At 57.8% G+C, this 24,005-nt stretch carries 21 protein-coding genes; 7 read left to right on the forward strand and 14 right to left on the reverse strand.

What is annotated here, in order from left to right; translation table 11 throughout:
* Positions 1-61: 61 nt before the first annotated feature.
* Positions 62-727, reverse strand: coding sequence for a LysE family translocator (locus tag QPM17_RS08370; RefSeq protein ID WP_285390198.1), 666 nt, complete (start codon positions 725-727; stop codon positions 62-64).
* A gap of 172 nt (positions 728-899) precedes the next feature.
* Between QPM17_RS08370 and QPM17_RS08375 the strand changes: the two genes are divergently transcribed.
* Complete coding sequence (locus QPM17_RS08375) at positions 900-2,342, forward strand: dihydrolipoyl dehydrogenase (RefSeq protein WP_285390199.1); 1,443 nt, start codon at positions 900-902, stop codon at positions 2,340-2,342.
* An 18-nt stretch (positions 2,343-2,360) separates the two neighbouring features.
* Here the strand turns inward: QPM17_RS08375 and QPM17_RS08380 are convergent, their stop codons facing one another.
* Complete coding sequence (locus QPM17_RS08380; RefSeq protein WP_285390200.1) at positions 2,361-2,627, reverse strand: DUF2061 domain-containing protein; 267 nt, start codon at positions 2,625-2,627, stop codon at positions 2,361-2,363.
* A 224-nt stretch (positions 2,628-2,851) separates the two neighbouring features.
* Here QPM17_RS08380 and QPM17_RS08385 point away from each other — a divergent pair, with 224 nt between their 5' ends.
* Both QPM17_RS08385 and QPM17_RS08390 read left to right on the forward strand, forming a co-directional pair.
* Complete coding sequence (locus tag QPM17_RS08385) at positions 2,852-3,325, forward strand: Dps family protein (RefSeq protein WP_285390201.1); 474 nt, start codon at positions 2,852-2,854, stop codon at positions 3,323-3,325.
* Between the two features lie 167 nt (positions 3,326-3,492).
* Complete coding sequence (locus QPM17_RS08390; protein WP_285390202.1) at positions 3,493-5,196, forward strand: choice-of-anchor I family protein; 1,704 nt, start codon at positions 3,493-3,495, stop codon at positions 5,194-5,196.
* 58 nt (positions 5,197-5,254) lie between these two features.
* Here the strand turns inward: QPM17_RS08390 and QPM17_RS08395 are convergent, their stop codons facing one another.
* From QPM17_RS08395 to QPM17_RS08425, 7 genes are all read right to left on the reverse strand, one after another.
* Positions 5,255-6,388: an NAD(P)/FAD-dependent oxidoreductase gene (locus QPM17_RS08395; protein ID WP_285390203.1), complete on the reverse strand. Its 1,134-nt coding sequence runs from the start codon at positions 6,386-6,388 to the stop codon at positions 5,255-5,257.
* Positions 6,388-7,710, reverse strand: coding sequence for an SAM-dependent methyltransferase (locus QPM17_RS08400; RefSeq protein WP_285390204.1), 1,323 nt, complete (start codon positions 7,708-7,710; stop codon positions 6,388-6,390). The genes QPM17_RS08395 and QPM17_RS08400 overlap by 1 nt, the downstream gene beginning before the upstream one ends.
* A 255-nt stretch (positions 7,711-7,965) precedes the next feature.
* Positions 7,966-9,261, reverse strand: a complete 1,296-nt coding sequence (locus QPM17_RS08405) for a TRAP transporter large permease (protein WP_285390205.1) — start codon at positions 9,259-9,261, stop codon at positions 7,966-7,968.
* Entirely contained in the window at positions 9,258-9,803 is a 546-nt protein-coding gene (locus tag QPM17_RS08410; RefSeq protein WP_285390206.1) for a TRAP transporter small permease subunit, read from the reverse strand. Before QPM17_RS08410 ends, QPM17_RS08405 begins: the two co-directional genes overlap by 4 nt.
* Before the next feature lie 101 nt (positions 9,804-9,904).
* The gene (locus QPM17_RS08415; RefSeq protein ID WP_285390207.1) at positions 9,905-10,981 is read right to left on the reverse strand and encodes a TRAP transporter substrate-binding protein; all 1,077 of its coding nucleotides are present in this window, start codon (positions 10,979-10,981) and stop codon (positions 9,905-9,907) included.
* 181 nt (positions 10,982-11,162) lie between these two features.
* A complete protein-coding gene (locus tag QPM17_RS08420) occupies positions 11,163-12,224 on the reverse strand; it encodes a PA0069 family radical SAM protein (RefSeq protein WP_285390208.1) in 1,062 nt (353 codons plus the stop codon).
* A gap of 83 nt (positions 12,225-12,307) precedes the next feature.
* Entirely contained in the window at positions 12,308-12,772 is a 465-nt protein-coding gene (locus QPM17_RS08425) for an ATPase (protein ID WP_285390209.1), read from the reverse strand.
* 154 nt (positions 12,773-12,926) lie between these two features.
* Between QPM17_RS08425 and QPM17_RS08430 the strand changes: the two genes are divergently transcribed.
* The gene (locus QPM17_RS08430) at positions 12,927-14,000 is read left to right on the forward strand and encodes a beta-N-acetylglucosaminidase domain-containing protein (RefSeq protein ID WP_285390210.1); all 1,074 of its coding nucleotides are present in this window, start codon (positions 12,927-12,929) and stop codon (positions 13,998-14,000) included.
* 10 nt (positions 14,001-14,010) lie between these two features.
* Here QPM17_RS08430 and QPM17_RS08435 read toward each other — a convergent pair whose 3' ends face one another.
* The 4 genes from QPM17_RS08435 to ptsP form a co-directional block, all read right to left on the reverse strand.
* Entirely contained in the window at positions 14,011-14,721 is a 711-nt protein-coding gene (locus QPM17_RS08435; protein WP_285390211.1) for an SIMPL domain-containing protein, read from the reverse strand.
* Between the two features lie 76 nt (positions 14,722-14,797).
* On the reverse strand, positions 14,798-16,534 hold the full coding sequence (locus QPM17_RS08440) for a PTS fructose-like transporter subunit IIB (RefSeq protein WP_285390212.1): 1,737 nt from the start codon (positions 16,532-16,534) through the stop codon (positions 14,798-14,800).
* Positions 16,531-17,505 (reverse strand): 1-phosphofructokinase, encoded by a 975-nt coding sequence (gene pfkB / locus QPM17_RS08445; protein ID WP_285390213.1) that lies wholly within the window; start codon positions 17,503-17,505, stop codon positions 16,531-16,533. The genes QPM17_RS08440 and pfkB overlap by 4 nt, the downstream gene beginning before the upstream one ends.
* A complete protein-coding gene (gene ptsP / locus QPM17_RS08450; protein ID WP_285390214.1) occupies positions 17,505-20,333 on the reverse strand; it encodes a phosphoenolpyruvate--protein phosphotransferase in 2,829 nt (942 codons plus the stop codon). The genes pfkB and ptsP overlap by 1 nt, the downstream gene beginning before the upstream one ends.
* A gap of 166 nt (positions 20,334-20,499) precedes the next feature.
* Between ptsP and cra the strand changes: the two genes are divergently transcribed.
* The 3 genes from cra to QPM17_RS08465 all read left to right on the forward strand — a co-directional run bounded on the left by cra (position 20,500) and on the right by QPM17_RS08465 (position 22,958).
* A complete protein-coding gene (cra, locus tag QPM17_RS08455; RefSeq protein WP_285390215.1) occupies positions 20,500-21,483 on the forward strand; it encodes a catabolite repressor/activator in 984 nt (327 codons plus the stop codon).
* 21 nt (positions 21,484-21,504) lie between these two features.
* Positions 21,505-22,041: a macro domain-containing protein gene (locus tag QPM17_RS08460; RefSeq protein ID WP_285390216.1), complete on the forward strand. Its 537-nt coding sequence runs from the start codon at positions 21,505-21,507 to the stop codon at positions 22,039-22,041.
* A 74-nt stretch (positions 22,042-22,115) separates the two neighbouring features.
* Complete coding sequence (locus QPM17_RS08465) at positions 22,116-22,958, forward strand: DMT family transporter (protein ID WP_285390362.1); 843 nt, start codon at positions 22,116-22,118, stop codon at positions 22,956-22,958.
* A gap of 20 nt (positions 22,959-22,978) precedes the next feature.
* Here the strand turns inward: QPM17_RS08465 and QPM17_RS08470 are convergent, their stop codons facing one another.
* Positions 22,979-24,001, reverse strand: coding sequence for a ChaN family lipoprotein (locus QPM17_RS08470; RefSeq protein ID WP_285390217.1), 1,023 nt, complete (start codon positions 23,999-24,001; stop codon positions 22,979-22,981).
* Positions 24,002-24,005: the final 4 nt, after the last annotated feature.

Consider the following 24,005-nt stretch of genomic DNA (forward strand, 5'->3'; position numbering starts at 1 on the left):
TCTGGAAGAAGCCTACAGACCGGCGCCCGGGACCTGGTCGGTTTGCCCTGGGCATTTCAGGTCACTCTTTAACCTGATTAACCTGAATGCTTCCCTCTCCGGAAACCGTTGAAAACAGCAACTGCCCTGCAAGCACAAGCAATACACCTCCCATCAGCCGGTCCAGCCAGTATCCGAAGCGGTTAAAACCCTTGCGGATCTGCGGCAGCGTGAAGAACACCGCTACCGCCATGAACCACAGTCCCGTTGCTACCGCCATGTAGATGCCGTAGGCGGACTGGATGGCAATCGGTGTACCGGGACTGATGATCACAGAGAACAGCGAAACGAAAAACAGGGTTGCCTTCGGATTCAGGGCATTGGTGAGAAAACCGAGGCGATACGCTGCCAGGCCGGATTGTTGTTCCACATTAGCGGTTTCCACATGAACGCTCCCGGCTTTCGAGCGTAAACACTGGATTGCGATCCAGGTGAGGTACAGGGCGCCCACCACTTTCAGAATGCTGAACAGCACCAGGGATTGCTGGATGATCAGGCCAATGCCAAGCAGGGAATATCCCACATGAATCAGAATGCCGGTACCAATGCCGAAGGCTGTCAGCAGGGCATTGCGGCGGCTTTGGCACAGCGCCTGACGGAGCATTACGGCAAAGTCCGGGCCGGGGCTGGCGACGGCGAGGAAGTGGACAATGGCGACGGTGATGAACTCTGGCCAGTAGTCATGCATGGGTATCGGGTTCCTGTCAGATTTCGGACAGGCGTCAGTCTAAAAGCCGTTGCCTGAAAAGTCCTGTGCAGGATGCAATTATTTGCCAGAGCTGGAATTGACCCGTGACTGGAATTCACTCCTATACTCAGGCAAGACAGTGACAATCAAAGGCGCGCCAGGAGTTGTGAAAGTGGATAAACGAAAGGTAGATATCGCAATTATCGGAGCGGGCACGGCCGGCATGGGAGCCTATCGTGCCGCCCGCAAACACACGGACAACGTGGTGATGATTGAGGGCGGTCCCTATGGGACGACCTGTGCGAGGGTTGGCTGTATGCCCAGCAAACTGTTAATCGCCGCTGCAGACAGCGCTCACCAGGTGACCAGGGCTTCCCTGTTCGGTATTTATCCCGGCGATGTCCGGATCGATGGCAAAGCGGTCATGGATAGGGTCCGGAGAGAGCGGGACCGATTTGTGGGCTTTGTTGTGGACGCGGTGGAAGGCTTTCCTGAACAGCATCGCCTGCGGGGGCACGCGCGGTTCCTGTCACCGCACCGTATCATGGTGGGCAACAGTCTGGAGGTGGAAGCCTCAAGGGTTGTTATCGCAACCGGATCCCGTGCGAACGTTCCCGGTTTCCTCAAGGACGCCAAAGACAGGCTGGTGGTAAACGATGACCTGTTTGACTGGGATGACCTTCCTCAGTCAGTGGCGGTGTTCGGGCCCGGCATCATTGGCCTGGAACTGGGGCAGGCGCTTAGCCGGCTTGGAGTGCGGGTTCGGATGTTCGGTGTCAGTGGTGGTGTTGGGCCGCTGCAGGAGGAGGCCATTCGCAAATATGCGTTAAAGTGTTTTAACGAGGAATTTCCCCTGGATGCGGATTCCAGTGTGCAATCCGTGGAAAGAACGGCTGAGGGTGTCAGTATCCGGTTTACTGATCCTGATCGCGGTGAAATGACGGAAACCTTCGACTATCTGCTGGCGGCTACGGGCCGGCGTCCGAATGTGGATGGGCTGGACATCCAGAATGCCGATATTGCCCAGGATGACCGTGGCTCTCCCCTGTTTGACCCCTACACACTCCAGTGCGGTGACAGCCACATTTTTATCGCTGGCGATGCCAATAACGAGGTTCCTTTGCTCCACGAGGCGGCCGACGAGGGGCGTATCGCGGGCAACAATGCTGCACTTTATCCGGAGGTGCGGGCTGGACTGCGGAGGGTGCCTCTGGGAATTGTTTTTACCGACCCGCAAATTGCCATCGTAGGTATGACCGTCAAGGAAGTCGATGAACGGTGCCGGGGATGTTATGCCATTGGCGAAGTGTCGTTTGAAGGCCAGGGACGTAGCCGCGTCATCGGAGCCAACAAAGGATTGCTGCACGTCTACGGCGAACGGGGCAGCGGTCTGTTTCTCGGGGCGGAGATGTTCGGGCCTGCCGCTGAGCACCTTGGACACCTTCTGGCCTGGGCGGCACAGAAACGCATGACCGTAAGTGAAATGCTGGATATGCCGTTTTACCACCCCGTGATCGAAGAAGGGTTGCGTACCGCGCTGCGCGACCTCAACCGCAAGCTGGATATCGGGCCGCAACCGATCGATCATTGTCTCGATTGTGGCCCGGGCGGCTAGTTGATAAGCGGCTCGTCTTCAGAAGCTTCTGGCCACGGAACGGTCGGAAGCATCCCTTGTAATCTGCTGCTTGCGGGCCCATATCTTCTCGTGGAAGAAATAGGCAACGGTGTTGATCGCCGGTTCAACCATGGCAATCAGGCTACCTATCAGAATGTCGTCGGTGAGCAGATAAGCCACTGTAAACGCCACAGTAAAGTGTGTGATGGCAAAAGTGACGGTTTTCAGCAACGAGTTGTCACCCTTCGAACCATGGTCGTGGATAAACACCTTCAGGGTACTCATGGCCAGCTCCGCGTATTTGATGACTATCGTTCCATTTAATAGCAAGTGAGAATTATTTTTAAATAAATTGTGTGAAGGAATCTAATAGGATCAGGCTATCTGAAAGAAAAGCCTGACCTTATATAAAAGCTATCGTAAACATTTAATCACTAAATTTTATCTATTAGTAATATCTGGCTATGATTAATGTCAGAACATTCAGATAACTGTCAAGGAGACACGTTATGAGCAAGAACTTTATCGGTCTGGATACTGAGAAGACCCAGAAACTCGCGGATTCACTGAACGATCTGCTATCCAACTATCAGATTTTCTACATGAACGTTCGCGGCTATCACTGGAACATAAAGGGTGACAACTTCTTCGAGTTGCACGCGAAATTCGAGGAGCTCTACGACGATCTGCTGCTGAAAATCGATGAAATTGCAGAGCGGGTGCTGACTCTGGGCCACAGGCCGGCGCACGCTTACAGCACTTACATCGAGAAGTCGGAAGTGCCTGAGCGCAAGGACGTCGCCGATGGTAAAGATGCAGTAGAAAACATCGTCGAAAGTTTTGCCAAGCTGATTGGCAAACAGCGCGAGTTGCTGCACCTGGCCGGCGCTGCCGACGACGAGGGTACTGTGGCGCTGATGAGTGACTACATCTCCCAGCAGGAAAAAACAGTCTGGATGTATCGCAGCTACCTGGGTCACTAAGCCCCCGTAACTGAAGCAGCTTCAGAATGGCGACCCCGGGGTCGCCATTTTTTTGGCTTTGACTTTATTGTGAAACAGTTCTGACTTAAAAGAGACGTCTTTCTGTCACCTCTTCTCCATAAAGTGTGTCGTTGACAACCACACGTGTAACCACAGAAGAGGCAACCATGAAACTTCAGAAAACGCTCCTCTCAGCAGCAATTCTTACCACTGTTCTGGGGCTGACCGCCTGTGACGGCGATGACGGCAATGACGGCAACGACGGTGCTGCCGGCACCAGCCAGACCCTGATTGAACTGAACGTCCTTGGCAGCTATGCCAGCGGAATCTTTGATGAGAGTGCCGCCGAGATTGTTGCCCATGATCCGGTCAATCAACGCTTATTCGTTATCAATGCCAATGATTCCACTGTGGATGTTCTGGACATCCAGGACCCGGAGCAACCGGTAAAGCTGGGAACCATTGATGCCACCGCCGAGGGAGCCTCTGCCAACAGTGTGGCGGTGTACGGGGATCTTGTAGCTGTGGCCATAGAAGCGGAGGTCAAGCAGGACACTGGCAAGGTGGTGTTCTACAACAGTACCGATCTGAACAAGGTGGGCGAAGTTGAGGTCGGGGCCCTGCCGGATATGGTGACCTTCACCCGTGATGGCCAGAAACTGCTTGTGGCCAACGAAGGTGAACCGAACGATGACTATACGGTGGACCCGGAAGGCTCTGTCAGCATTATTGATCTTTCTAACGGTGTTGCATCGGCTACTGTCACCACCGCCGGGTTTGCTGATTTCAATGGCCAGCAGACAGCACTGATGGGGAAGGGGCTGCGGGTATTCGGCCCGGGGGCGACTCTGGCAGAAGATATGGAGCCAGAGTATATCGCTGTGTCTATCGACAACACGAAAGCCTGGGTGGCTCTGCAGGAGAATAACGCGGTGGCGGAGCTGGATATCGAGGCAGGTGAAATCACTGCCATCGTCCCGCTGGGATTCAAGGACCACAGCCTGATTGGCAATGAGCTGGATGCGAGTAACGACGACAACCGTATCAATATTCGTAACTGGCCGGTCAGGGGCATGTACCAGCCCGATGCCATAGCCAGCTACGGTTTTAATGGCAAAACCTATTACATCACCGCCAACGAAGGTGATTCCCGGGACTATGACGGCTTTAGCGAAGAGTTTCGCGTTGCTGATCTCACGCTGGATGGTACTGCATTCCCCGATGCCGCAGAATTGCAGAAAGATGCCAACCTGGGCCGCCTGAATGTAACCTCCACTCTGGGCTTCGGTAGCTCCTGTGATCCGTCTGACCCTGCCAATGTAAACCTGGTAGAGGGCGAATACGACAAGAGCTATGTGGAGGACAATTGTATCTACAGCGAGCTTTTTGCCTACGGCGCCCGCTCCTTTTCAATCTGGTCGGAAGATGGGAGGCGCGTGTTCGACAGTGGTAGCGAGTTCGAACGGATTACCGCCAGCCTGATCCCTGACAACTTCAACGGTCAGAACGACGAAAACTCGTTTGATAACCGCTCCGACGACAAGGGCCCCGAGCCGGAAGCCGTTACTGTTGGCATCATCAACGGGCAGACGTTCGCTTTTATCGGCCTGGAGCGTGTGGGCGGCCTGATGGTGTACAACGTCACCAATCCCCAGAACCCGGAGTTCGTCCAGTATCTCAACAATCGTGATTTTTCAGCTTCCCAGGCGGATGTCGAGAATGGTATGGCCGGTGACCTGGGGCCTGAGGGGCTTACATTCATTGCCGCAGCCGACAGCCCCAATGGCAAACCGATGCTGGCTGTTGGCAACGAGGTAAGTGGCACAACGACTCTGTTCGGTATCGATGTGATCGAACTGTCTGCTGAATAGACACACACGGTGTGCGATCAAACCGGAGCAGGCGTATGCCTGCTCCGGTTTTTTGCCTTCAGTCAGCCGCAGTGGCTGTTTCCAGTGGTGGCACCTGTTGATGGAGGAACCATTTCTCGGTGACCACCTTGCGGGTAAACCAGTGTGATCGCATCAGAGTGCTGGCCAGTGGCATCTTGACCCAGTCCGGTACCTGCCAGCCATGATCCTGGGAAACCGCGCGGTTTCCGAAACGGGCCGCAATGGCCTCGCCATAAGGCTGCAGTGACTGGGCGGAATAGTCCTCCCTGTCGCGGATGATGTCAGCGGCCATCAATGCGGACTCGATTGCGGGCCGGATGCCTTCACCGCTCTGGGTATACGCCAGGCCGGCGGAATCACCAATCAGTAACAGGCCGTCATCCACCAGTGGCCGCTCTGCGTGGGCGTATAAAAGATAGGCATGGCCTTTGAACCGTCCGGGTAAGTCAGAGGGAATCCGCCCCTCTGACTTCATCTCCTCCACGAAGGCGTTCAGATGCTCACTCAGTTTGTGATTGTCCTCCCGACCAAGACCGATGTTGAGGAAATTCCCTTTACGGAATACCCATGCGTAGCCTTTGAGATCGCGGCAGAACCAGAGCTCGGGAGTGTCACCGCGGGCCTCACAGACTTCGGCCTGCTGCGGCGTCATCTCGAATTCCACTTCCTTGGCGGCAACCACTGTCTCGTGGCTGCCCGGGCCGTCGCCAAGTAACTTTGCAACCGGGCAGAAATGTCCTCCGGCGCCGACAACCAAAGGCGCTTCCCAGGTGTCGTTGACCACCCAGTTGCCATCCCGGCGAACGATGGACTTGACCGGCGTTTTAAGTTGTTTCGGAGCCGTCACCCGGTCCAGCAGATAGGCATCGAACTCACAGCGCCTTATGCCATAGCTGACGATGTCGCCGTGGTCATTCTCTACGGCCGGTTGCCCCATCATGCCGATGCGAAATTGCCTGATGGGCTGGAGTGTGTGTCTGGCACCGTAATCATCCGTATCAATGTCCAGGCTCTTCATCACCGCAGGGGTGACCCACCCCGCACAGGTCTTGTCGCGTGGAAAGTCCTGCTTGTCGATAATGAGGATTCGTTTGCCACTGTCCTGAAGTGAGTGGGCCAGGGTTGATCCTGCAGGCCCGGCACCTACGATGATCAGGTCATAATATTCCATCAGTACGCCTCCGGGGCAGCGGTGGTCGTGTAGATGTCTTTTCGGCTTTGCGGCAGCTGGTTGTTTTCGCCGTGGGTGAAGAGAACCTGGAACAGTTGCAGTGAGCCTGCCCGAAAGGCTGCAATGGAGCCGGCGAGGTACATTTCCCAAGCACGGGCAAAGTGCTCATCATACATTTCCGTGACCTTGTCCGTGTTATTTCTGAACCGCTCCATCCAGTGAGTCAGGGTCTGTGCGTAGTGCAGTCTCAGATTCTCCACATCCAGCACCGAGAAATCCCCATGCTCGCAAATGCCCATGAACTCCGAAATGCTGGGTGGATAGGCGCCGGGGAAAATACGTTTCTCGATCCAGGCGTTCATCAGCATCGGGCGGTTGCGCCCAATGCTGTGCAGCAGTGCCAGGCCACCTGGTTTGAGCGAGCGGCGAATCAGTTCTGAAAGCGCCTGATAGTTTTCCTTGCCGACATGCTCGAGCATACCTATGGATACGAAGGCATCGTATTGCCCGCTGATATTGCGGTAGTCGTCCTCGACGTAATCAATCAGATGGTCCAGTTGCTGGCGACTGGCTTCTTTCCGGGCATAGGCAAGCTGTTCTTTGGAAATATTGTAGGAATGGACCTTTACGCCATAGTTCCGGGCCATGTAGCGAGCCAGGCCGCCCCAGCCACAGCCGGCTTCAACCACGGTCATGCCAGGTTTCAGCCTCAGCTTGCGACAGACGTGTTCCAGCTTCGCGAGTTGTGCCTGCTCGAGGGTCAGATCCGGTGTTTCGTAATAAGCGCAGGTGTATTGCATTTCTGCCTGATCCAGCCAGAGCTGGTAAAACTCGTTGCCCAGGTCGTAGTGGTGATGAATGTTTTCTTTGGCCTCGGAGAGGCCAGTGGACCGGGGGTTGTGATTGCGCCAAAGGGTTTCCAGCCATTTCGGCCACTGTTTACGCGCTTGATGAACGGAGCGATAGAGCGCTTCCATCAACTCCGGAAGATCGCCGTCCACCTGCAATCTGCCCGCAGCATAGAGGTCGCCGAAAGCCAGGTTCGGGTTGGTAACCAGGGCGAATAGCGCTTTCGGGTCGGTGAGGGTCAGGGTAAAGCGTGCCTGTCCCTCTTCAGGCTCAATCAGCTCGCCATTCCATAACTGAAACCGCACCGGCGGGGAGCCAGCCATGCGCATGAGTTTGGCGACCAGCCAGCGTTCATAGCTATGGGGTTCCCTGTCAGCCTGCTGTTCTTCCAGGGGCAGTGTCAGCAGGTGTGGCCTTTCCTCCCGACGGTCGTCGGTTGGAGCGGAAGTCTTCCTCGCGGTGCTTTGATTCATGGATATATGCCTCCCTTTCGCATCTGGCGAATCACGGGCTCTGGCCGACCATTCCGGTCAACGGTGATTCAGCATCAGGGCGTGTCCCGAAGTCACAGCTGAGAATCGCCTGTCTCCCTCCAGTATAGAAAACAAGTGGATTTTGTCATATCCGGAGGTGAATTCAGGGGGGTAATGGCATTAACGGATGGGAAGGGAAAACGGAATGCCGGGGCGGTGAAGCCCCGGTATAGGTTGCCGTCAGTAGGGCATGGATCAGTAGGACGCACTCATGCCAAACCACCCCGGGAAGATGACAATCATCGCCAGAACGAGTACCTGCATCAGGATGAACGGTAGCACCCCTTTGTAGATATCCGTGGTTCGTACCCCAGGGGGCGACACCCCTTTAAGATAGAACAGACTGAACCCGAATGGAGGAGTCAGGAAGCTGGTTTGCAGGTTCATGGCAATCAGGATAGCGAACCACAGCATGTTGATACCCAGCGCTTCTGCCACCGGGGCCAGGATGGGCACGATAATGAATGAGATTTCTACAAAGTCGATGAAGAAACCCAGCACCAGGATAACCAGCATGGCCAGGATGATGAAGCCCCATTTTTCGCCAGGAAGCTGCAGCAACCACTCTTCCAGCAGGTAATCGCCACCGGTGTAGCTGAATACCATGGAAAACGCGGTGGCACCCACCAGAATTGCGAACACCATCGCAGTAACCTTGACCGTATCCTTTGACGCGTCCCACACCATCTTGAATGAGAACTGGCGGTAGATGATCGCCAATACGATCGCACCAATGCCACCAAGCGCGGACGACTCTGTGGGTGTGGCAATGCCTGCGAAGATGGAGCCAAGAACAACAACAATCAGTGCCAGAGGCGGGATAATCGCAAGCAGGGCCGCGAAGATTTCCCGCTTCCGGGAAAGACCGCTGTCATCCGGCATGGCGGGTGCCATTTGCGGCTGGAAACGGGTCAGCACCAGAATATAGACAATGTACAGCCCTACCAGGACCACACCCGGGATCACCGCCGCCTTGAACAGATCACCCACCGGCAGGCCCAGGACGTCGCCAAGAATAATCAGGATAATCGAAGGCGGAACAATCTGGCCAAGCGTGCCGGCAGCACAGATGGTGCCTGTAGCAAGCCGTTTGTCGTAATCATGGGCGAGCATGACCGGCAGTGAGATCAGGCCCATGGCGACAACGCTGGCACCAACCACACCAGTTGAGGCAGCAAGGAGGGCCCCCACCAGGATGGTGGAAATGGCCAGCCCGCCGGGCAGTCCGCCAAACAGGCGCCCCATGGAGGTGAGCAGCTGCTCGGCCAGCTTTGTGCGCTGCAGGACCACCCCCATAAAGATGAAGAGCGGAACCGCCATCAGGACAGTGTTCTGCATCACGCTCATGATGCGGTAGGGCATGAAGGCAAAAAGATCCATGCCTTCGGAGAACACGCCGAAAAACAGGGCCACACCACCAAAGGTAAAGGCAACCGGAAACCCCAGCATCAGCAGAAACAACGCGGCTACAAACATAATCATACCGATCATGCGAGACCCTCCGCGCCATGCTTGGGTTCGTAAGTCTTCTCGCCGGAAAGCACACGTATGGCGTGGGTCACCATGTTGAGCCCAGCTATTGCCGTAAAGACGGCGGAGATCGGAATCACGCTCTTTATTATCCAGCGGTGGGGGAGGCCGCCCGGGTCGCCACTGCCTTCACCCATCCTGTAAGACTCAACGGCGAAGTCATAGCCGTAATGCCAGATGAGATAGGAGAACGGGATAACAAAGATAACAGCACCAATCATGTTGACCCAGGCCTTGGTTTTGTCGCTCCAGCGGGTATAGAAAACGTCTACCCGGACATGACCATCGGTGCGCAGCGCATAGGGAATCCCAAGCAGAAACACCACCGAGTAAAGGTGCCATTCCATTTCCTGCATGCCGATTGAAACTTCATTGAAAGCGTAGCGCGCCACCACATCATAAAAGACGTTACCGGCCATCAGTATCATTGCGGCACAGGCCACCCAGCCACAAAAGATGGACAGCCATGCCAGGCCTTCGTCCAGCTTGATAATCCAACGCATTGATTGTCCTCCGCCAACTGAGCTGGCGATTTTTCAGTTGCTATAAACGACAAAACCGGGACCACCTGAAGAGCGATCCCGGCTCCGTTTCAGCCTATATCTTACTCGACTTCTGCCATCGTGTTGAGATAGGCGCGCTCTGAAATGTTCGTGTAGGCGCGGCTCTTCTCGAGATATTCTTCCTGGGACTTCACGATTCGTGCTGCCTGCTCGTTCTCTTCGGCAGCCTCGTCCAGAAGTTTCTCGTTGGCTTTATACATAGCCTGGAAGATGTCGTTCGGGAACTGCTTGATCTCCACGTTCGGGTATTCTTCCCTGATATTTGCCCAGGCCTCTGCGTTGGCATGCTGTGAGTGAACCAGCATGTCGTAGGACGCTGTGCGCATCGCTATGCGCATGATTTCCTGGAGGTCTGCGGGCAGTTTATCCCATACCTTCTTGTTGACCAGAAACTGCAGCTCGGTGGCAGGCTCATGCCAGCCGGTGTAGTAGTAATCAGCGATCTGCTGGAAACCAAGGCGCAGATCCAGTGCCGGGCCTACCCATTCCACTGCATCAATGGTGTTGCGTTCCAGAGCGGTGTAAAGCTCGCCTGGAGGAATGTTCGTCGGGTTGACGCCGACTTCCGCGAAGACTTCGCCCGCGAAGCCCGGAATACGCATTTTCAGGCCATCCAGGTCATCCAGTGACTTGATTTCCTTGCGGAACCAACCACCCATCTGGACGCCGGTGTTGCCGCCGGGGAAGGAGAGCATGTTGTGTGGTTCATACACTTCCTGCATCAGCTCCATGCCGCCACCGTGGTAAAACCAGGCGTATTGTTCCATGGCGTTCATGCCGAAGGGCATGCTGGTGAAAAACAGGGTGTTGGGGACCTTTCCCTTCCAGTAGTAGGAAGCGGAGTGCCCCATGTCGTACTGGCCGGCCTTGACCATATCAAACACACCCAGAGGGGCTTTGTGCTTGTTGGCGGAATCAATGCGTACCTTGAGCCGTCCGTCGGACATTTTTTCGACGCGCTCGGCGAAGTTTTTGGTGGTGTCACCAAAGATTGGAAAGTTGGGCCCCCAGGTTTCTGCCAGGCGCAGTGTAAAGGTTTCTTGAGCGAGGGCTTGTGTGGAAGCAAAGGTGGTTGCTACAGCCAGCACAGCCGCGGATAGAACAGAACGGATCTTCATTGCTCTTCTAGCCTCTTTTGTCGTTGTTTTGGTAAGAGCCCCTCCCATTTTGGGATGAGTAACTCTTTACTGTAGGCCAACTTAGCAATAATCGACAGCCAACGGAATGAAAAACCGGTGTCTCTAAGACCTAGGTCTTAGCCCCTGTTGCCGTTTTTTACTACCCCGGTGCGGGATAATGTCAAAACAGAGGTATTTGCTCACCGCCAGGCTTTCGGAAAAGGTCGGTGCGCAGTGGTTCTGCTTCATGCCGGCCGAGCCCCAGGCTTCTCGCTTTCCTGTTGAAGCGCTGACGTACCAGGTCGGCATAGGGTCCGGTTCCAGTCATTCTCTCGCCCCATCGTGACTCGTAACTCTTGCCTCCTCTCAGGTCCCGGATACGGGCCATGACGTGTTCGGCGCGTTGGGGGAAATGCCGTTGCAACCAGTCCTGAAACAGTTCGTCCAGTTCCAGGGGCAGGCGTAGCATGATCCAGCTTGCCCGCCCCGCACCTGCCCCGGCGGCGGCCTCCAGAATCGCTTCGATTTCGTGGTCGTTAATGAATGGAATTACCGGCCCAAGTATGATGCCAGTCGGTATTCCGGCGGCGTTGAGTTCACGAATGATTTTCAGGCGTGTGGCCGGCGCTGCAGCCCGGGGTTCCATTTGCCGCTTCAGGGTATTGTCCAGAGTGGTAAGGCTGACACTGACCGAGCACAGGCCCTGGCCTGCCAGCTCCGATAACAGGTCCAGGTCGCGCAGAATCAGGGCTCCCTTGGTGATAATGGTCACCGGGTGGCGGTACTCGGCCAATACCTTGAGTATGCCCCTGGTGATTTCCCGCTGTTTCTCCACCGGTTGATAGGCATCCGTGTTCATTCCCAGAGCGATGGGTGACACCCGATAACCGGGCTTGTCCAGTTCCTTGCGCAGCTGTTCGGCAGCATTGGGCTTGGCGATCAGGCGGGTTTCGAAGTCCAGCCCGGGGGACATGTCCCAGTACGCATGGGAGGGCCTTGCGAAGCAGTAGATGCACGCGTGCTCGCAACCTCGGTAGGGGTTTATGGACTGATCAAAAGGCACGTCCGGGGATCGGTTCCGGCTGATGATTGAGCGTGCCCGCTCCTCCATCACTTCCGTAACCACGGAGTCGGGACAGGTTTCGTCAGTCGGGTCCTGATACCAGCCGTCGTCACTTTGGCGATCAGTGACGATGGGCTGGAAGCGGTTTTCCGGGTTGAGTGCTGTCCCTCGTGTCTTCATAACGGCATCCGATGTACTGTTTTTATATACAGTACTTCTAATGGTGCGAAAATGCCAGTTTTCCCTGTCAGGCCGGGTAAGCCTCAGACGTCATTCATTCTGCCGATCTGACTGGCCAACCTCATGGCTTCGTGTTCTTCCATGGCTTTCAAGGATTCCACCAGCTCTTTCGCTTCCGGAATCTCTGCTTTGCCGGCAAGGCTGTCGTAAAGGTCGATCAGTTGGTCATGGAATGCGAAGACTTCCCGCTCAATGCTCTCAAAGTCCAGACCAGCGTAATGATCATCGCAGATCTGGTGTGCTTTGATGCGTTTGTGTTCGTTGTCCAGATAATCGTAGATTCTTGTCTTCAGGGCTTTCGGGTCGGCCTGTTTCTCGAATTCGGCAGTAATGCGTGCGAGTTCGGATTCATGCTCCGCCAGGTAGCTCAGTAGCGCACTGGCACGTTCGTCCTGATTTTTCCCGGAACACTCCGACAGACATCGGGAGAGATTGGTATGGAGCTCAAGTGCCCAAGTGATCAGGTCTTCAAAGGTTTTTATGTCCATTTACTGCGCTCCTTCATCGCACATTATCTAGTGAGCTGTTAATAGAATACCGATTATGCGAGTTTAGCGGACATTGAGGGAAGTGTGCGATCATCCTCGGGGTTAATCTCTGCAATATCTGATCTGTGACTGCAGTCGGGAGATGGGAAAGCCAATGTCAGAACACCCACCACTGGGCATTATCGAAGGCTTCTATGGCCCGCTATGGAGCTGGGAGGAACGCCGACAACTCGTGCGGTCACTGGCGCCCCGCGGATACCGGAATTACTGGTATGCGCCCAAGGCTGATGCCTTTCTTCGCCGCCGCTGGAACGAGCCATACCCTGCGCCTGTGGCCCGTGAGTTGTCTGGTTTTGCTGACTTCTGTCGCGAGCAGGGTGTTCGGTTCGGTGTGGGTCTGAGTCCGTTTGAAGTCTTCAACAATTTCGATAATTCGGCAAAAACAGCATTGGCGGAGAAGTTGGCGTCTTTCGATAGACTGGGTATCTCCGATCTGGCCATCCTGTTTGATGACATGAGAAGCGATACGTCCGATCTGGCGGCGCGCCAGGCGGATATCATCCACTGGGTTGCCGAGAGAAGCGGATCAGAACAGCTGACGGTGTGCCCCAGCTATTATTCCGACGATCCGGTGCTGGACCGGGTGTTTGGTGACCGTCCCGCCCACTATCTGGAGGATCTGGGCAGGGCGCTGGATCCGTCAGTTCAGGTATTCTGGACAGGAGAGGAAGTCTGTTCCCGGGAAATAACGCCGGGCCATCTCCAGCGCGTTTCCGAAGCACTGAGGCGAAAGCCGGTGCTATGGGATAACTACCCGGTGAACGACGGTGACAGGATGTCCCGTCATCTGCATTTGCGGGCGTTCACCGGAAGGCCCGCCGCCAACAGTCAGTACCTTGCTGGCCATGCTATTAACCCCGCCCTGCAGCCGACTCTTACGACCATACCTGCGATCACGCTGTCGCGCAGCTACGAGCAGGCGGAAGGATATCAGTATGGCCAGGCATTCTATCAGGCCGCTGAAGAGGTGTTGGGTAAGAAACTGGCGCGGCAGGTCGCTGCTGACCTGCTTGTGCTGGAAGATGCGGGGCTTGCAAGAATCAGCGGTGAACGTCACCAGGCACTGGTTGAGTCCTATTCCCGCTTTGATCACCCGGCTGCAAGGGAAATTCTGCGCTGGTTGGCCGGGGAGTACCAGGTCACCGATGAAATGGTGCAGACGCAGTAGTCCAGGGTTGTCAGTTAAGGTAATACTCAACCGTGGTCACCACCCTGACAGTCTTGACAGGCTGCTGGCCCTCGCTGATGCCGGGTGCCTGGTCCCTGGCGAGAATCTGGAATACCCCCTGGTTGGCCCGTCGTAGCTCACCCAGTTCGGTTCCGGCGTCCCGGGCAAACTGTACGGCGCTTTCACGCGCAGATGCAGTTGCGTCTGCGATCATTTCCGGCTTGATGTCGTTCAGACTGTTGAACAGGTAAGTGGGCCCGCCAGGACCATAATCGGAGGACAGAATGACACCGGAATCTACCAGCTCGCTGACTGACTGTGCGGCCTGACGAATACGATCAACAGCCTCACTGCGCACCATCAGGGTCTGGTTGATAATGAATTTCTGGCCGTTATCGCTGCCCTGGTAGGGGTTGGCGCGGGTGTCAGTTACATCAAGGCGCTGCAGTTCCACCGCGTCGGTATCGATGGCCTGCAGCTTCAGAAATGCCATGATGCTTTCGTTGCTATTGCGAGCGTTTTCCCGGGCTTCATCCAGAGTATCCCCTGTGGCCACGAATCGTAGCGGCCAAAGCGCCAGGTCTGCCTTGACCTCCCGTTCCGCGACACCTTTGACAGTCACAAAACGGTCGCCGGTTCGCAGCCCGGTCAGGCCATCGGCAATCAGTGACGCAGAAATAATGGCGGCAACGGCCAGGATCAGTGTGGGCAGAAGTTTCATCACGGCTTCCTTGTGGGTTAATCCGGGGAACACGATCGCCGTAAATGCCGGGGGCGTCAAGCGCCCCCGTGGAGCGTTAGCTTGTTGCAGCCACCTCGGCCTTTCCCACCTTGATCATTGCGTAGCCGAACCCGATCACCAGTGAACCGATGGCAATGGCTGCCACATAGGGCAGCACCGCGCTGACAGCATTGGGGATGGCCAGTACAAACAGACCGCCGTGGGGGGCCATCAGCTTCACCGCGAACAGCATGGACAGGGCACCGGTGATAGCGCCGCCCACCATGCACACCGGAATAACCCGTAAGGGGTCCTTTGCCATAAAGGGGATGGCGCCTTCCGAGATAAAGCACAGGCCCAATACGAATGACGCGCGCCCGGCCTGCCGCTCGGCCTCGGCAAACTTCGCTCGGGCGACAAAGCTGGCTACGCCCATGCCGATGGCCGGCACCATGCCGGCGGCCATGATCGCTGCCATGGGAGCCGAACCCCCGCTGCCTTCCGACAGCAGGCCGACCCCGAAGGTGTAGGCAGCCTTATTCACCGGCCCACCCAGGTCAAAGCACATCATGGCTCCGAGAATACCGCCCAGCAGGATGGCGTTGGTGGTGCCCATACCCTCAAGGAAACTGGTCAGCCCGCTCATCAGCGCAGCGGCAGGCTCACCGATCACGTAGATCATGCCCAGGCCGGTCACCAGGCTGGCCAGCAACGGGATGATCAGGATGGGTTTGAGGGATTCAATGCTCTCCGGCATTGGCAGTTTCTGGCTGATAAAGCGGGCCACGTAACCGGCGAGGAAGCCTGCAATGATACCGCCCAGGAAGCCTGCACCGAGCGTCCCGGCCAGGTAGCCGCCGATCATGCCCGGCGCCAGGCCCGGCCTGTCGGCAATGGACCAGGCAATGTAGCCGGCCAGTAGTGGAATCATCAACTGGAACGCCGTACCGCCGCCGATCTGCATCAATGCCGCTGCAAGGGTGCCTTCCTCTTCAAATGCGTCAATGCCGAAAACGAACGACAGGGCAATCAGCAGGCCTCCCGCCACCACCATTGGCAGCATGAAGGAAACACCTGTGAGCAGATGCTTGTAAGGGCCGCGACTCTCGCCGCCTCCCGCTGCCGCCCTTTTCTTCTGGTCATCCTCGACGGTGGCGTTGGCAAGTGCCTCGTCGATGGTTGGTCCCGGCTTTTTCAGGGCATTGCCGGTGGAGGTGCGCCACAATGGCTTGCCGGCAAAACGGCTGGGGTCCACTTCGATATCGCAGGCCAGAATCACCACATCCGCCGCCTCGATTTCCGCTGCTGTCAGGGGGTCCTGGGCGCCCACGGAGCCCTGGGTTTCCACGCGTATCTGGTGTCCCGCTGCCGTGGCTGCGCCGGTCAGAGCCTCTGCCGCCATGAAGGTATGGGCAACCCCAGTGGGGCAGGCGGTCACTGCGACGATACGCTTGCCAGCGGACTCCGGGGCAGGGGCCTCCGCTGCCTGTGTTTCTGAAGGCTGATAGGGAACGGCCTGCTGTTCGGCCTGCTCCAGCACACGTGTCGGGTCGGGCAGGGCGGCGGTGACCGGAAGCTGGTAAAGGCGCTTGCCAGCATAGGTGCTCAGGTCTGTGGGCGTTCCCGTGGCGGCGATCACCAGGTCAGCGGAAGCGATTGTCTCCTCGGAAAGCGAAGACGCCGGTTGCTGCTGATTGCGGATGTCGGTGCTGGTTTCCCAGCCTTTCTGGTGTGCCGCACGTTCCAGGGCCCGGGCCGCCAGGAAACTGGTGGCAACGCCCTGGGGGCAGGCAGTGACGATGATAAGTTTCATAATGGCATCTCCCCATTGTTGTTGTGCCCGGGCCAGGGGGTGAAGAGAGTGACGCGGGTTTGCTGGATCAGTTGGGTGAAGTCCGCGGCGTGGGGGTTGCCAACGCCAACGTGTCGAACGCATTCCGCAGAAAGCGCGGTAGCTGTAGCCAGAACCTGTTCGGGCTGATGCCCCTGAAGCAGGCCGTGGATGATGCCGGCCAGCAGGGTGTCGCCCGCACAGACCGTGCTGGAGGCGGATACCGGGGGTGGAAAGGCCCGCCAGTTACCCTGGGGCGACAACCAGAGCACGCCCTTCTCGCCCATGGAAACCACGACATGGGCAATGCCGCAATCCTGAAGCGAGCGAGCGGCTCCAGCGATGGCGTCAAGGCTTTCCAGCGGGCGACCGGCCCATTCGGCCAGTTCATCCACATTGGGCTTGATGCCGTCAGGCAGGGCCTGAAGCCCGGCTTCCAGGGCCGCGCCGCTGGTATCCAGCCAAACGGGAATTCTGGCGGAGCGGGCCAGGATGACCAGTTCAGTCAGGGCGTGGGGCAGAAAGCCGCCAGGGAGGCTGCCGGCAATGGCAACTGCGTCGTATTCGCCTGACAATGAATCAAGACAGGATTTCAGATGTTCAGCTGCCTCAGCTGGAGCAACGAACCCGGTGCCATTGAGGTCCGTTATCCGACCACTGTCTTCGGCAATCTTCACATTGACGCGGTTCTGGCCAGGCACACGCACGAAACGGTCTTCGAGATTTTCCGATACGAAGAGGCGTTCGAAAGGCGCTGCGTTGATTTCGCCCAGCAGGCCGGACACGGCTACGGTATGGCCAAGACTGGACAAAACGCGGCCCAGGTTAATGCCTTTGCCAGCCGGGTCCAGGCGCGTGGTCCGCGCGCGGTTGACGCTGCCAAGTTTGACGCTGTCGGCTTCAACGTTCAGGTCCAGCGCAGGGTTGAGTGTAATGGTGAGTATGCGGGCCATTACAGCACCTCCAGGGTGTCTCGTACCTCTGCCGCCGTGGCCTTGCTCAGAGCCAGTTCTGCCTGCCCCCGGGCATGTTCACGGCTGAGCCCGCGAATGCAGGCTTTTACCAGCGGCACTCGTCGGCTGGTCACCGACAGCTCGTCCACATCCAGGCCCAGCAGAACCGGAATGGCCTGTGGGTCCGAAGCCAGCTCGCCGCAGACCCCCACCCAGCGATGATGGGCGTGGGCCGCTTTCACGGTCATGCGAATCAGTTGCAGTACCGAGGGGTGCAGACCGTCGGATTGCGCCGACAGCTGACCATGGCCCCGGTCAATCGCCAGCGTGTACTGGGTCAGATCATTGGTGCCCACGGAGAAGAAGTCCACTTCCGGAGCCAGGGTGTGAGCCAGCAGGGCGCAGGAGGGCACCTCGATCATCACGCCAACCTGCAGGCCCTGGCAGGGAATCTCGGCACGGACCCGCTCGACGATGGCCTTGGCAGCGCGAAACTCCTCCAGATCCTTTACCATGGGGAACATGATCCGCAATGGACGGTTGTCTGAAGCAGTCAGCAGGGCACGGATCTGGGTTTCCAGAATGTCCGGACGGGTCAGTGACAGGCGAATGCCCCGCAACCCGAGGAACGGATTGTCCTCGTGGGCCAGGGGCCAGTAATCCAGTGGCTTGTCGCCGCCTACATCCAGGGTCCGCGCCACCAGGGGCAGGCCATTGAGGGCATCAAAGGCGTGGCGGTACTCCTTTACCTGGGTGTCCAGATCCGGCGCTTCCGGATGTTCCATGAAGATGAACTCGGTGCGCAGCAGGCCAATACCATCGGCTCCCCGGTCCACCGCGTCGGGGGTGTGAGCGGTGTTGCCCAGATTCGCGCACACGTCGATAGTGTGGCCATCGGTTGTGGTGGCCGGTTCGTTCCGGCACTCGTGGGCCTGTGCCTGCAGCCGGGTCAACTGGTCCAGGCGGCGGTTGATGCGCTCACGACGTTCGGGGCCGGGATTGGGAACAATGCAGCCGCGCTCGCCATCAACCACCACATCCGTGCCATCGGTGATGGTGAGAATGCGATTGCCGGCACCGACCACGGCCGGCAGGCCCAGTGCGCGGGCCAGAATGGCGCTGTGGGAGGTGGCCCCACCCCGCGCCGTAACCAGGCCACGAACCCGTTGGGTATTGAGCCTGGCCACGTCGGAAGGGCCCAGGTCATCTGCGATCAGTACATAGGGCTCATCCGGAGGCGTCGGCATGGCTACGCCGCAGAGGTTGGCCAGCACGCGCCGGCCAACATCCCGCAGGTCTGCCGCACGTTCTGCAAGAAGCCTGTCGGCCAGCGCTTCCTGGGCCCGGGCAGCCGTATCTATGGCACGCCACCAGCCGGCTTCGGCGGAGGCGCCTTCGTTAACAGCTTCCAGCGCGGCCTGGTAGAGGTCGTCGTCCTGTAGCATTTCCACGTGTACCGACAGAATCGGTGCCACTTCGCCACCTTCCGCCTGGCGAATCAAGCTACGTAGCTGCCCATCGGCTTCGTCGATGGCACGGCCAAGGCGACTGGTCTGTTCATCGGCATCGCTGGCGCTTGCCGGATAATCCAGGGTTGGCTGGCGCATCACGAAGGCTGGAGCCAGTGCCAGGCCCGGTGAGGCAGCAACGGCTCTCAGCGCCTCGTTGTCCGCCAGTGGTTCCGGTTCCGGCTCGGATGGTTCCGGCTGTCTCTCCTGGTGGCGTAACGGTGATACGGTTTCTCCGAGGCCGTCACTGATGGCCCGGCACACGGCATTGACTGCCTTTTCTGCCTCATCACCTGTGGCAGAGATCACCAGTGTCTGACCGCGGCGTGCGCCAAGGCCGATAATGCGTGTCAGGCTGGTGGCAGACACAGAGTTACCGTCACCATTTTCAAGACGGATGCGGATATCTGCATCGTGCTGCCGCGCCTCCTGGACCAGTTGCTTGGCGGGCCGTGCATGGAGTCCGTGGGTGTTCAACAGTTGCACCCGCTCGCTGACGGCATTGGCCTGTTCGCCGGAAAGCCTGGAGAGCACGGCATCCACGGACTGGTTTTCCAGGGGGGTGTTCTGGGCCAGGAAGTTATCGATGCGTTCCAGCAGTTCCCGGCAGTCGTCGCCCTGGCCCGCGAGGCAGAACACGCCGGCCAGTTCGCCGGTCGGTTCTTTGGGGGTAGCCAGTGCGAGCGCCGGGCGATGACTGCCAATGCTGTGATGAACAAGCCAGAAGCCCTGACCAAGCGCAACCGGGGGCTGAGCGACAATTTCCTTCATGAACGCAGAGTCTACGCAGCCAAGCCCCTGTAACCTGGCGGCGGCGCTCAGGGCCAGTTCGCTCGTGGCCTGGGTATTGATACCCAGGCATAGCGTCTGCGCATCGCATTTCGGCATCACGGGCTCCCGGGACAACAGGGTCACCAGCGCAGCGGTGTCGTCGGCTTCGGCAAGCTTCCGGGAAAGGCCGGGTTTGTCCAGTACACGGGTCAGGTGGCGCAGTATGTCCAGGTGTTCGTCTGACTGGGCGGCAATGGCTACCAGAACATACACTGTTGTGCTGTCATGCCAGGTAACTCCATCAGGAAACTGCAATACCCGGATGCCAGTGCTGATGACCGCTGAGCGACTTTCCGGAGTGCCGTGAGGAATGGCAATGCCGTTACCAAGTACGGTGGAGGACTGATGCTCTCTCGCCAGCATCCCGGCGTGGTAATCAGAAGTGGTCCTGCCGGTTTCCTGCAGGTCCTGGCTTGCCTGCTTCAGGGCATCCTGCCAGTCGGTTGCGGTGCAGCCCAGGCGGATATCGTTGGCTGTAAGCGTCAGCATGGGGTATAGCCTCGCCTTGTTGTTGTGTGGTGCTGGCAGTGGCATTAGGGGGTTGTCATTGCCAGTGAAAATTCGGGTTGCTGAATCGTGTCAGCAAACATAGAATGAATCATGAAACAGATCTGATCAGAAATCAAGCAATCTGTGACCAGGAGGAAGTGGCCCTATGACCCTTGCAGAACTTGCCCGCCTGGCGGGGGTGTCCCGCACGACCGCCAGTTACGTCATCAACGGCCAGGGGCCGGCCCGCAGAATCAAACAGCAGACCATCGACAAGGTGCTGACAATTGCCCGGGACAGTCACTTCCAGATTGACCCCCAGGCTGCCGCGCTGCGTGGCGGGGCGAGCCGCACCCTCGGGTTTATTCTGCCGGACCTGGAAAATGCCAGTTACGCCCGACTGGCCAAGTTGCTGGAGAAGGGCGCTCGGGCCCGGGGCTATCAGTTGCTGATTGCCGGCTCCGGGGATAACCCGGATACCGAGCGCGAGCTGGCACGGTCACTGAAAGCGCGGCGGTGCGATGCCCTGATCGTGGCCAGCGCCCTGGCGTCGGACGACCCCTTCTATCAACAACTGCAACAGGATGGCCTTCCGGTGATTGCGGTGGACCGGGCCCAGTCGCCGGGGGCGATCAGCTGCGTGGTCAGCGACAATCGCAAGGGCGCGGCCGCACTGACCCGATCCGTGCTGGAGCTGGGTACAGGCTCGGTAGTGTGGCTTGATGCCGTGCCAACACTTGCCATGACTCGCGAGCGGCGCGAGGGTTTTGAAGACGTGGCACGGGCACGCAGCGGCCAGTGGTGGGTTTACAGTGGCGAACACTATGACCGGGCCTCTGGCGCCAGCCTGATGCGGCAGGTGCTGGCGGAGAAGGGGCTGCCAGACGCGTTGATCACGGCGTCGTACACGCTGATGCAGGGTGTTCTGGATGTTCTGATGGAGCAGCCGGATGGGTTGCCGGAGTCGCTCAGAATGGCTACCTTCGGGGATGACCGGTTGCTGGATTTCCTGCCGGTCAGGGTTCACTCACTACCACAAAAACATGAGGCTATTGCCGAGGCGACGCTGGAGCGGGCAATGGCAGTAATCGCGGGTCATGGCGAGCCGCAGACAGTCATCATCAACCGTTCGCTGAAGCGTCGCCGCTGAGGTTATGGCCGGGAGGGTTCTATGGCACAGGTGGAACTGAACGGAAAAACCGTGGAATGCGTTCGCGGCGATATTACCCGCCAGGATGATATAGACGCAGTGGTCAATGCAGCCAACGCACAACTGATGCCGGGCGGCGGTGTTGCCGGTGCGATACATTCCGCTGCAGGGCCGGGGCTGGCGGAAGAGTGCCGGCCGATGGCGCCGATCCGGCCCGGCGAAGCGGTTATTTCAAGTGCACACAACCTGCCGAACCAATACATTATCCATTGCCTCGGGCCGGTTTACGGAGTTGACGAGCCGTCTGACCACTGGCTGACAGAGTGTTACCGCAATGCAATGGAGCTGGCAGACAGCAAGGCCATAGAATCCATTGCATTTCCGGCTATCTCGGCGGGTGCCTTCGGCTATCCGGTGAAACTTGCGGCGGAAGTGGCCATGAATACCGTCAAACAGGTCCTGCCCAGGCTGGAAAACCTGAAGCGGGTGCGGTTTGTGTTGTTCGGAGCGTCCGACGAACAGGTCTTTAGTAGCCGTCTGTTATCGACCATCGAGTAATAAGCAGTTTTCTGGCCAGCGCCTACACTGGAGGGATCCGAATTTGCCTGTCCGGGAGTGCTGTCTTGTCTCGATTGCGTACCTTATTACTCACCACTATTGCCATGATCGCCTTTGCTGGCAATTCACTCCTTTGTCGCGCGGCTCTGCGGGATACCGATATCGATGCCGCCACCTTTACCAGCGTGCGCCTGGTGTCGGGGGCATTGATGCTTTGGCTGCTGGTTAGCCTTAGAGGTAACCGGGCGCCAATGAAACAGGGTTCCTGGGGCTCGGCACTCGCCCTTTTTGCCTATGCGGCCGCTTTCTCGTATGCCTATGGCGGCCTGTCTGCGGCCATGGGCGCCCTTTTGCTGTTCGGTGCTGTCCAGGCCACCATGATCAGCATCGGTATCGTGCGTGGGGACCGCCCGCATCCCTGGCAATGGGCGGGATTTGTTGTGGCGTTTTCCGGTCTGGTGGGGCTGTTGCTTCCCGGGCTTACGGCGCCCCCGTTATTCAGCTCCCTGCTGATGATTGGTGCGGGTATCGCCTGGGGGGTCTATTCGCTGCGGGCAAAAGGTGCCGGTGAGCCCACAGCCGTTACCGCCGGCAACTTTATCCGTGCCGTGCCCATGACCCTGGTGCTCAGCCTCGTTATGGTTGCCACTGCCAATATTGACGGGGCGGGTATGGGCTACGCAGTCGCTTCAGGAGCTATTGCCTCCGGCATGGGCTATGCCGTCTGGTATATGGCGCTGCCACTGCTGCAGGCAACCTCGGCCGCTACGGTTCAGCTCAGTGTGCCAGTGATCGCCGCAGTCGGTGGTGTACTGTTGCTGAGTGAGGCACTGACCCTGAGGTTGGTCGTCGCCGGCATCGCTATTCTTGGCGGCATCGCCATTGTGATTCGGGCGGGGCAGAAAAAGCCGGCGTAATAGGCATGTCTTTTACCTGCTCAGTCGCAGGGAAGTTCAGCCGCATTGCGAAACTGCTCCGCAATGGCATCGCGATGGCGTTCGCGGTCCTGATACTCTTCCGGCAGTGGCTGGATGAAATAAAGAAAATCGCCTTTCTGCCGGTTGGCTTCCACCAGGTTGTCCAGATTTTCACCCGCGCGCCAGAACACCGGACTGACAACGGCAACCTCAAGATCCGGGCGTTTTTGTTCCAGCACTGCGACCATGCCCAGACGATCTTCAGCGTGGAAAGTGCCCGTCACATGGATAACCTGGTGATCAGGGTATTTTTTCAGTGCCCGGATTACCTGATCCGCCATGGTGTTATCCCTTAATAACTGGGCCTTGTAGCTGTTTTCCAGGCGTGTGCTGTTGGTCATTTTGCCGTCACTTCCACCATGGTCGCCACCATGGCCTGAGCCAAGAGCATCAGAAAACTTCTTGCGATAGGCCGAGGTGTCAACAAATGGATCATCCGGTAACTGCTGGCGTTGTGCGGTGTCGAGTGTCTCAAGATAGGACGCCCCCTTTCGACCAACGCACCGAACGATATCCGCGGGTGCATTCGCGGCGATCACAGGCAGGTTCCGGTTCCTGGAGAACTCGATCAGCGGCCGATAGGAAGCCTTGTAGTTGGGCCAGGCGTTGGTATCGGCTATCAGTTCCTCTTCGCCGGACTGGCCGGCGAGATACCTGTCCAGCTCTGGCTGATCATTCAGGGTAAACTGTTCCATGCTTAACACCTGTTGCGGGCGACGCTGGTAGAGTGCCGACTGCACCAGGGATTGCAGCAGATGGGAGCCATGGTGCCCGTGGTACTCTCCGATCACGACTACGTCCGCCGGTGCCAGTTCGTTTGCCAGTCCGTTGATGGAGAGCAAGCTACCCTGGTTGTTGGTAATGATAGAGTCGTACTGCGATTGTGGCCGGACCACTGTCGTCGGGTTGCTGGCGGGCAGGGAAGCACAGCCGGTGATCAGCAGGCAGGTGAGCATCACGAGAGTGTGGGAATAGTTCGTCATAATC

The organism is Marinobacter azerbaijanicus (genome assembly GCF_030250645.1).
Taxonomy (GTDB): domain Bacteria; phylum Pseudomonadota; class Gammaproteobacteria; order Pseudomonadales; family Oleiphilaceae; genus Marinobacter; species Marinobacter azerbaijanicus.

What these genes read in the sequence shown, in the direction of transcription:
- QPM17_RS08440 (WP_285390212.1), bottom strand. Translation starts at nt 16,534, where the DNA reads ATGAAACTTATCATCGTCACTGCCTGCCCCCAGGGCGTTGCCACCAGT.
- QPM17_RS08410 (WP_285390206.1), bottom strand. Translation starts at nt 9,803, where the DNA reads ATGCGTTGGATTATCAAGCTGGACGAAGGCCTGGCATGGCTGTCCATC.
- pfkB (WP_285390213.1), bottom strand. Translation starts at nt 17,505, where the DNA reads ATGGCCCGCATACTCACCATTACACTCAACCCTGCGCTGGACCTGAAC.
- QPM17_RS08425 (WP_285390209.1), bottom strand. Translation starts at nt 12,772, where the DNA reads ATGGACATAAAAACCTTTGAAGACCTGATCACTTGGGCACTTGAGCTC.
- QPM17_RS08470 (WP_285390217.1), bottom strand. Translation starts at nt 24,001, where the DNA reads ATGACGAACTATTCCCACACTCTCGTGATGCTCACCTGCCTGCTGATC.
- QPM17_RS08370 (WP_285390198.1), bottom strand. Translation starts at nt 727, where the DNA reads ATGCATGACTACTGGCCAGAGTTCATCACCGTCGCCATTGTCCACTTC.
- QPM17_RS08380 (WP_285390200.1), bottom strand. Translation starts at nt 2,627, where the DNA reads ATGAGTACCCTGAAGGTGTTTATCCACGACCATGGTTCGAAGGGTGAC.
- QPM17_RS08460 (WP_285390216.1), top strand. Translation starts at nt 21,505, where the DNA reads ATGGCACAGGTGGAACTGAACGGAAAAACCGTGGAATGCGTTCGCGGC.
- cra (WP_285390215.1), top strand. Translation starts at nt 20,500, where the DNA reads ATGACCCTTGCAGAACTTGCCCGCCTGGCGGGGGTGTCCCGCACGACC.
- QPM17_RS08400 (WP_285390204.1), bottom strand. Translation starts at nt 7,710, where the DNA reads ATGAATCAAAGCACCGCGAGGAAGACTTCCGCTCCAACCGACGACCGT.
- QPM17_RS08390 (WP_285390202.1), top strand. Translation starts at nt 3,493, where the DNA reads ATGAAACTTCAGAAAACGCTCCTCTCAGCAGCAATTCTTACCACTGTT.
- QPM17_RS08385 (WP_285390201.1), top strand. Translation starts at nt 2,852, where the DNA reads ATGAGCAAGAACTTTATCGGTCTGGATACTGAGAAGACCCAGAAACTC.
- QPM17_RS08420 (WP_285390208.1), bottom strand. Translation starts at nt 12,224, where the DNA reads ATGAAGACACGAGGGACAGCACTCAACCCGGAAAACCGCTTCCAGCCC.
- ptsP (WP_285390214.1), bottom strand. Translation starts at nt 20,333, where the DNA reads ATGCTGACGCTTACAGCCAACGATATCCGCCTGGGCTGCACCGCAACC.
- QPM17_RS08435 (WP_285390211.1), bottom strand. Translation starts at nt 14,721, where the DNA reads ATGAAACTTCTGCCCACACTGATCCTGGCCGTTGCCGCCATTATTTCT.
- QPM17_RS08395 (WP_285390203.1), bottom strand. Translation starts at nt 6,388, where the DNA reads ATGGAATATTATGACCTGATCATCGTAGGTGCCGGGCCTGCAGGATCA.
- QPM17_RS08405 (WP_285390205.1), bottom strand. Translation starts at nt 9,261, where the DNA reads ATGATCGGTATGATTATGTTTGTAGCCGCGTTGTTTCTGCTGATGCTG.
- QPM17_RS08415 (WP_285390207.1), bottom strand. Translation starts at nt 10,981, where the DNA reads ATGAAGATCCGTTCTGTTCTATCCGCGGCTGTGCTGGCTGTAGCAACC.
- QPM17_RS08430 (WP_285390210.1), top strand. Translation starts at nt 12,927, where the DNA reads ATGTCAGAACACCCACCACTGGGCATTATCGAAGGCTTCTATGGCCCG.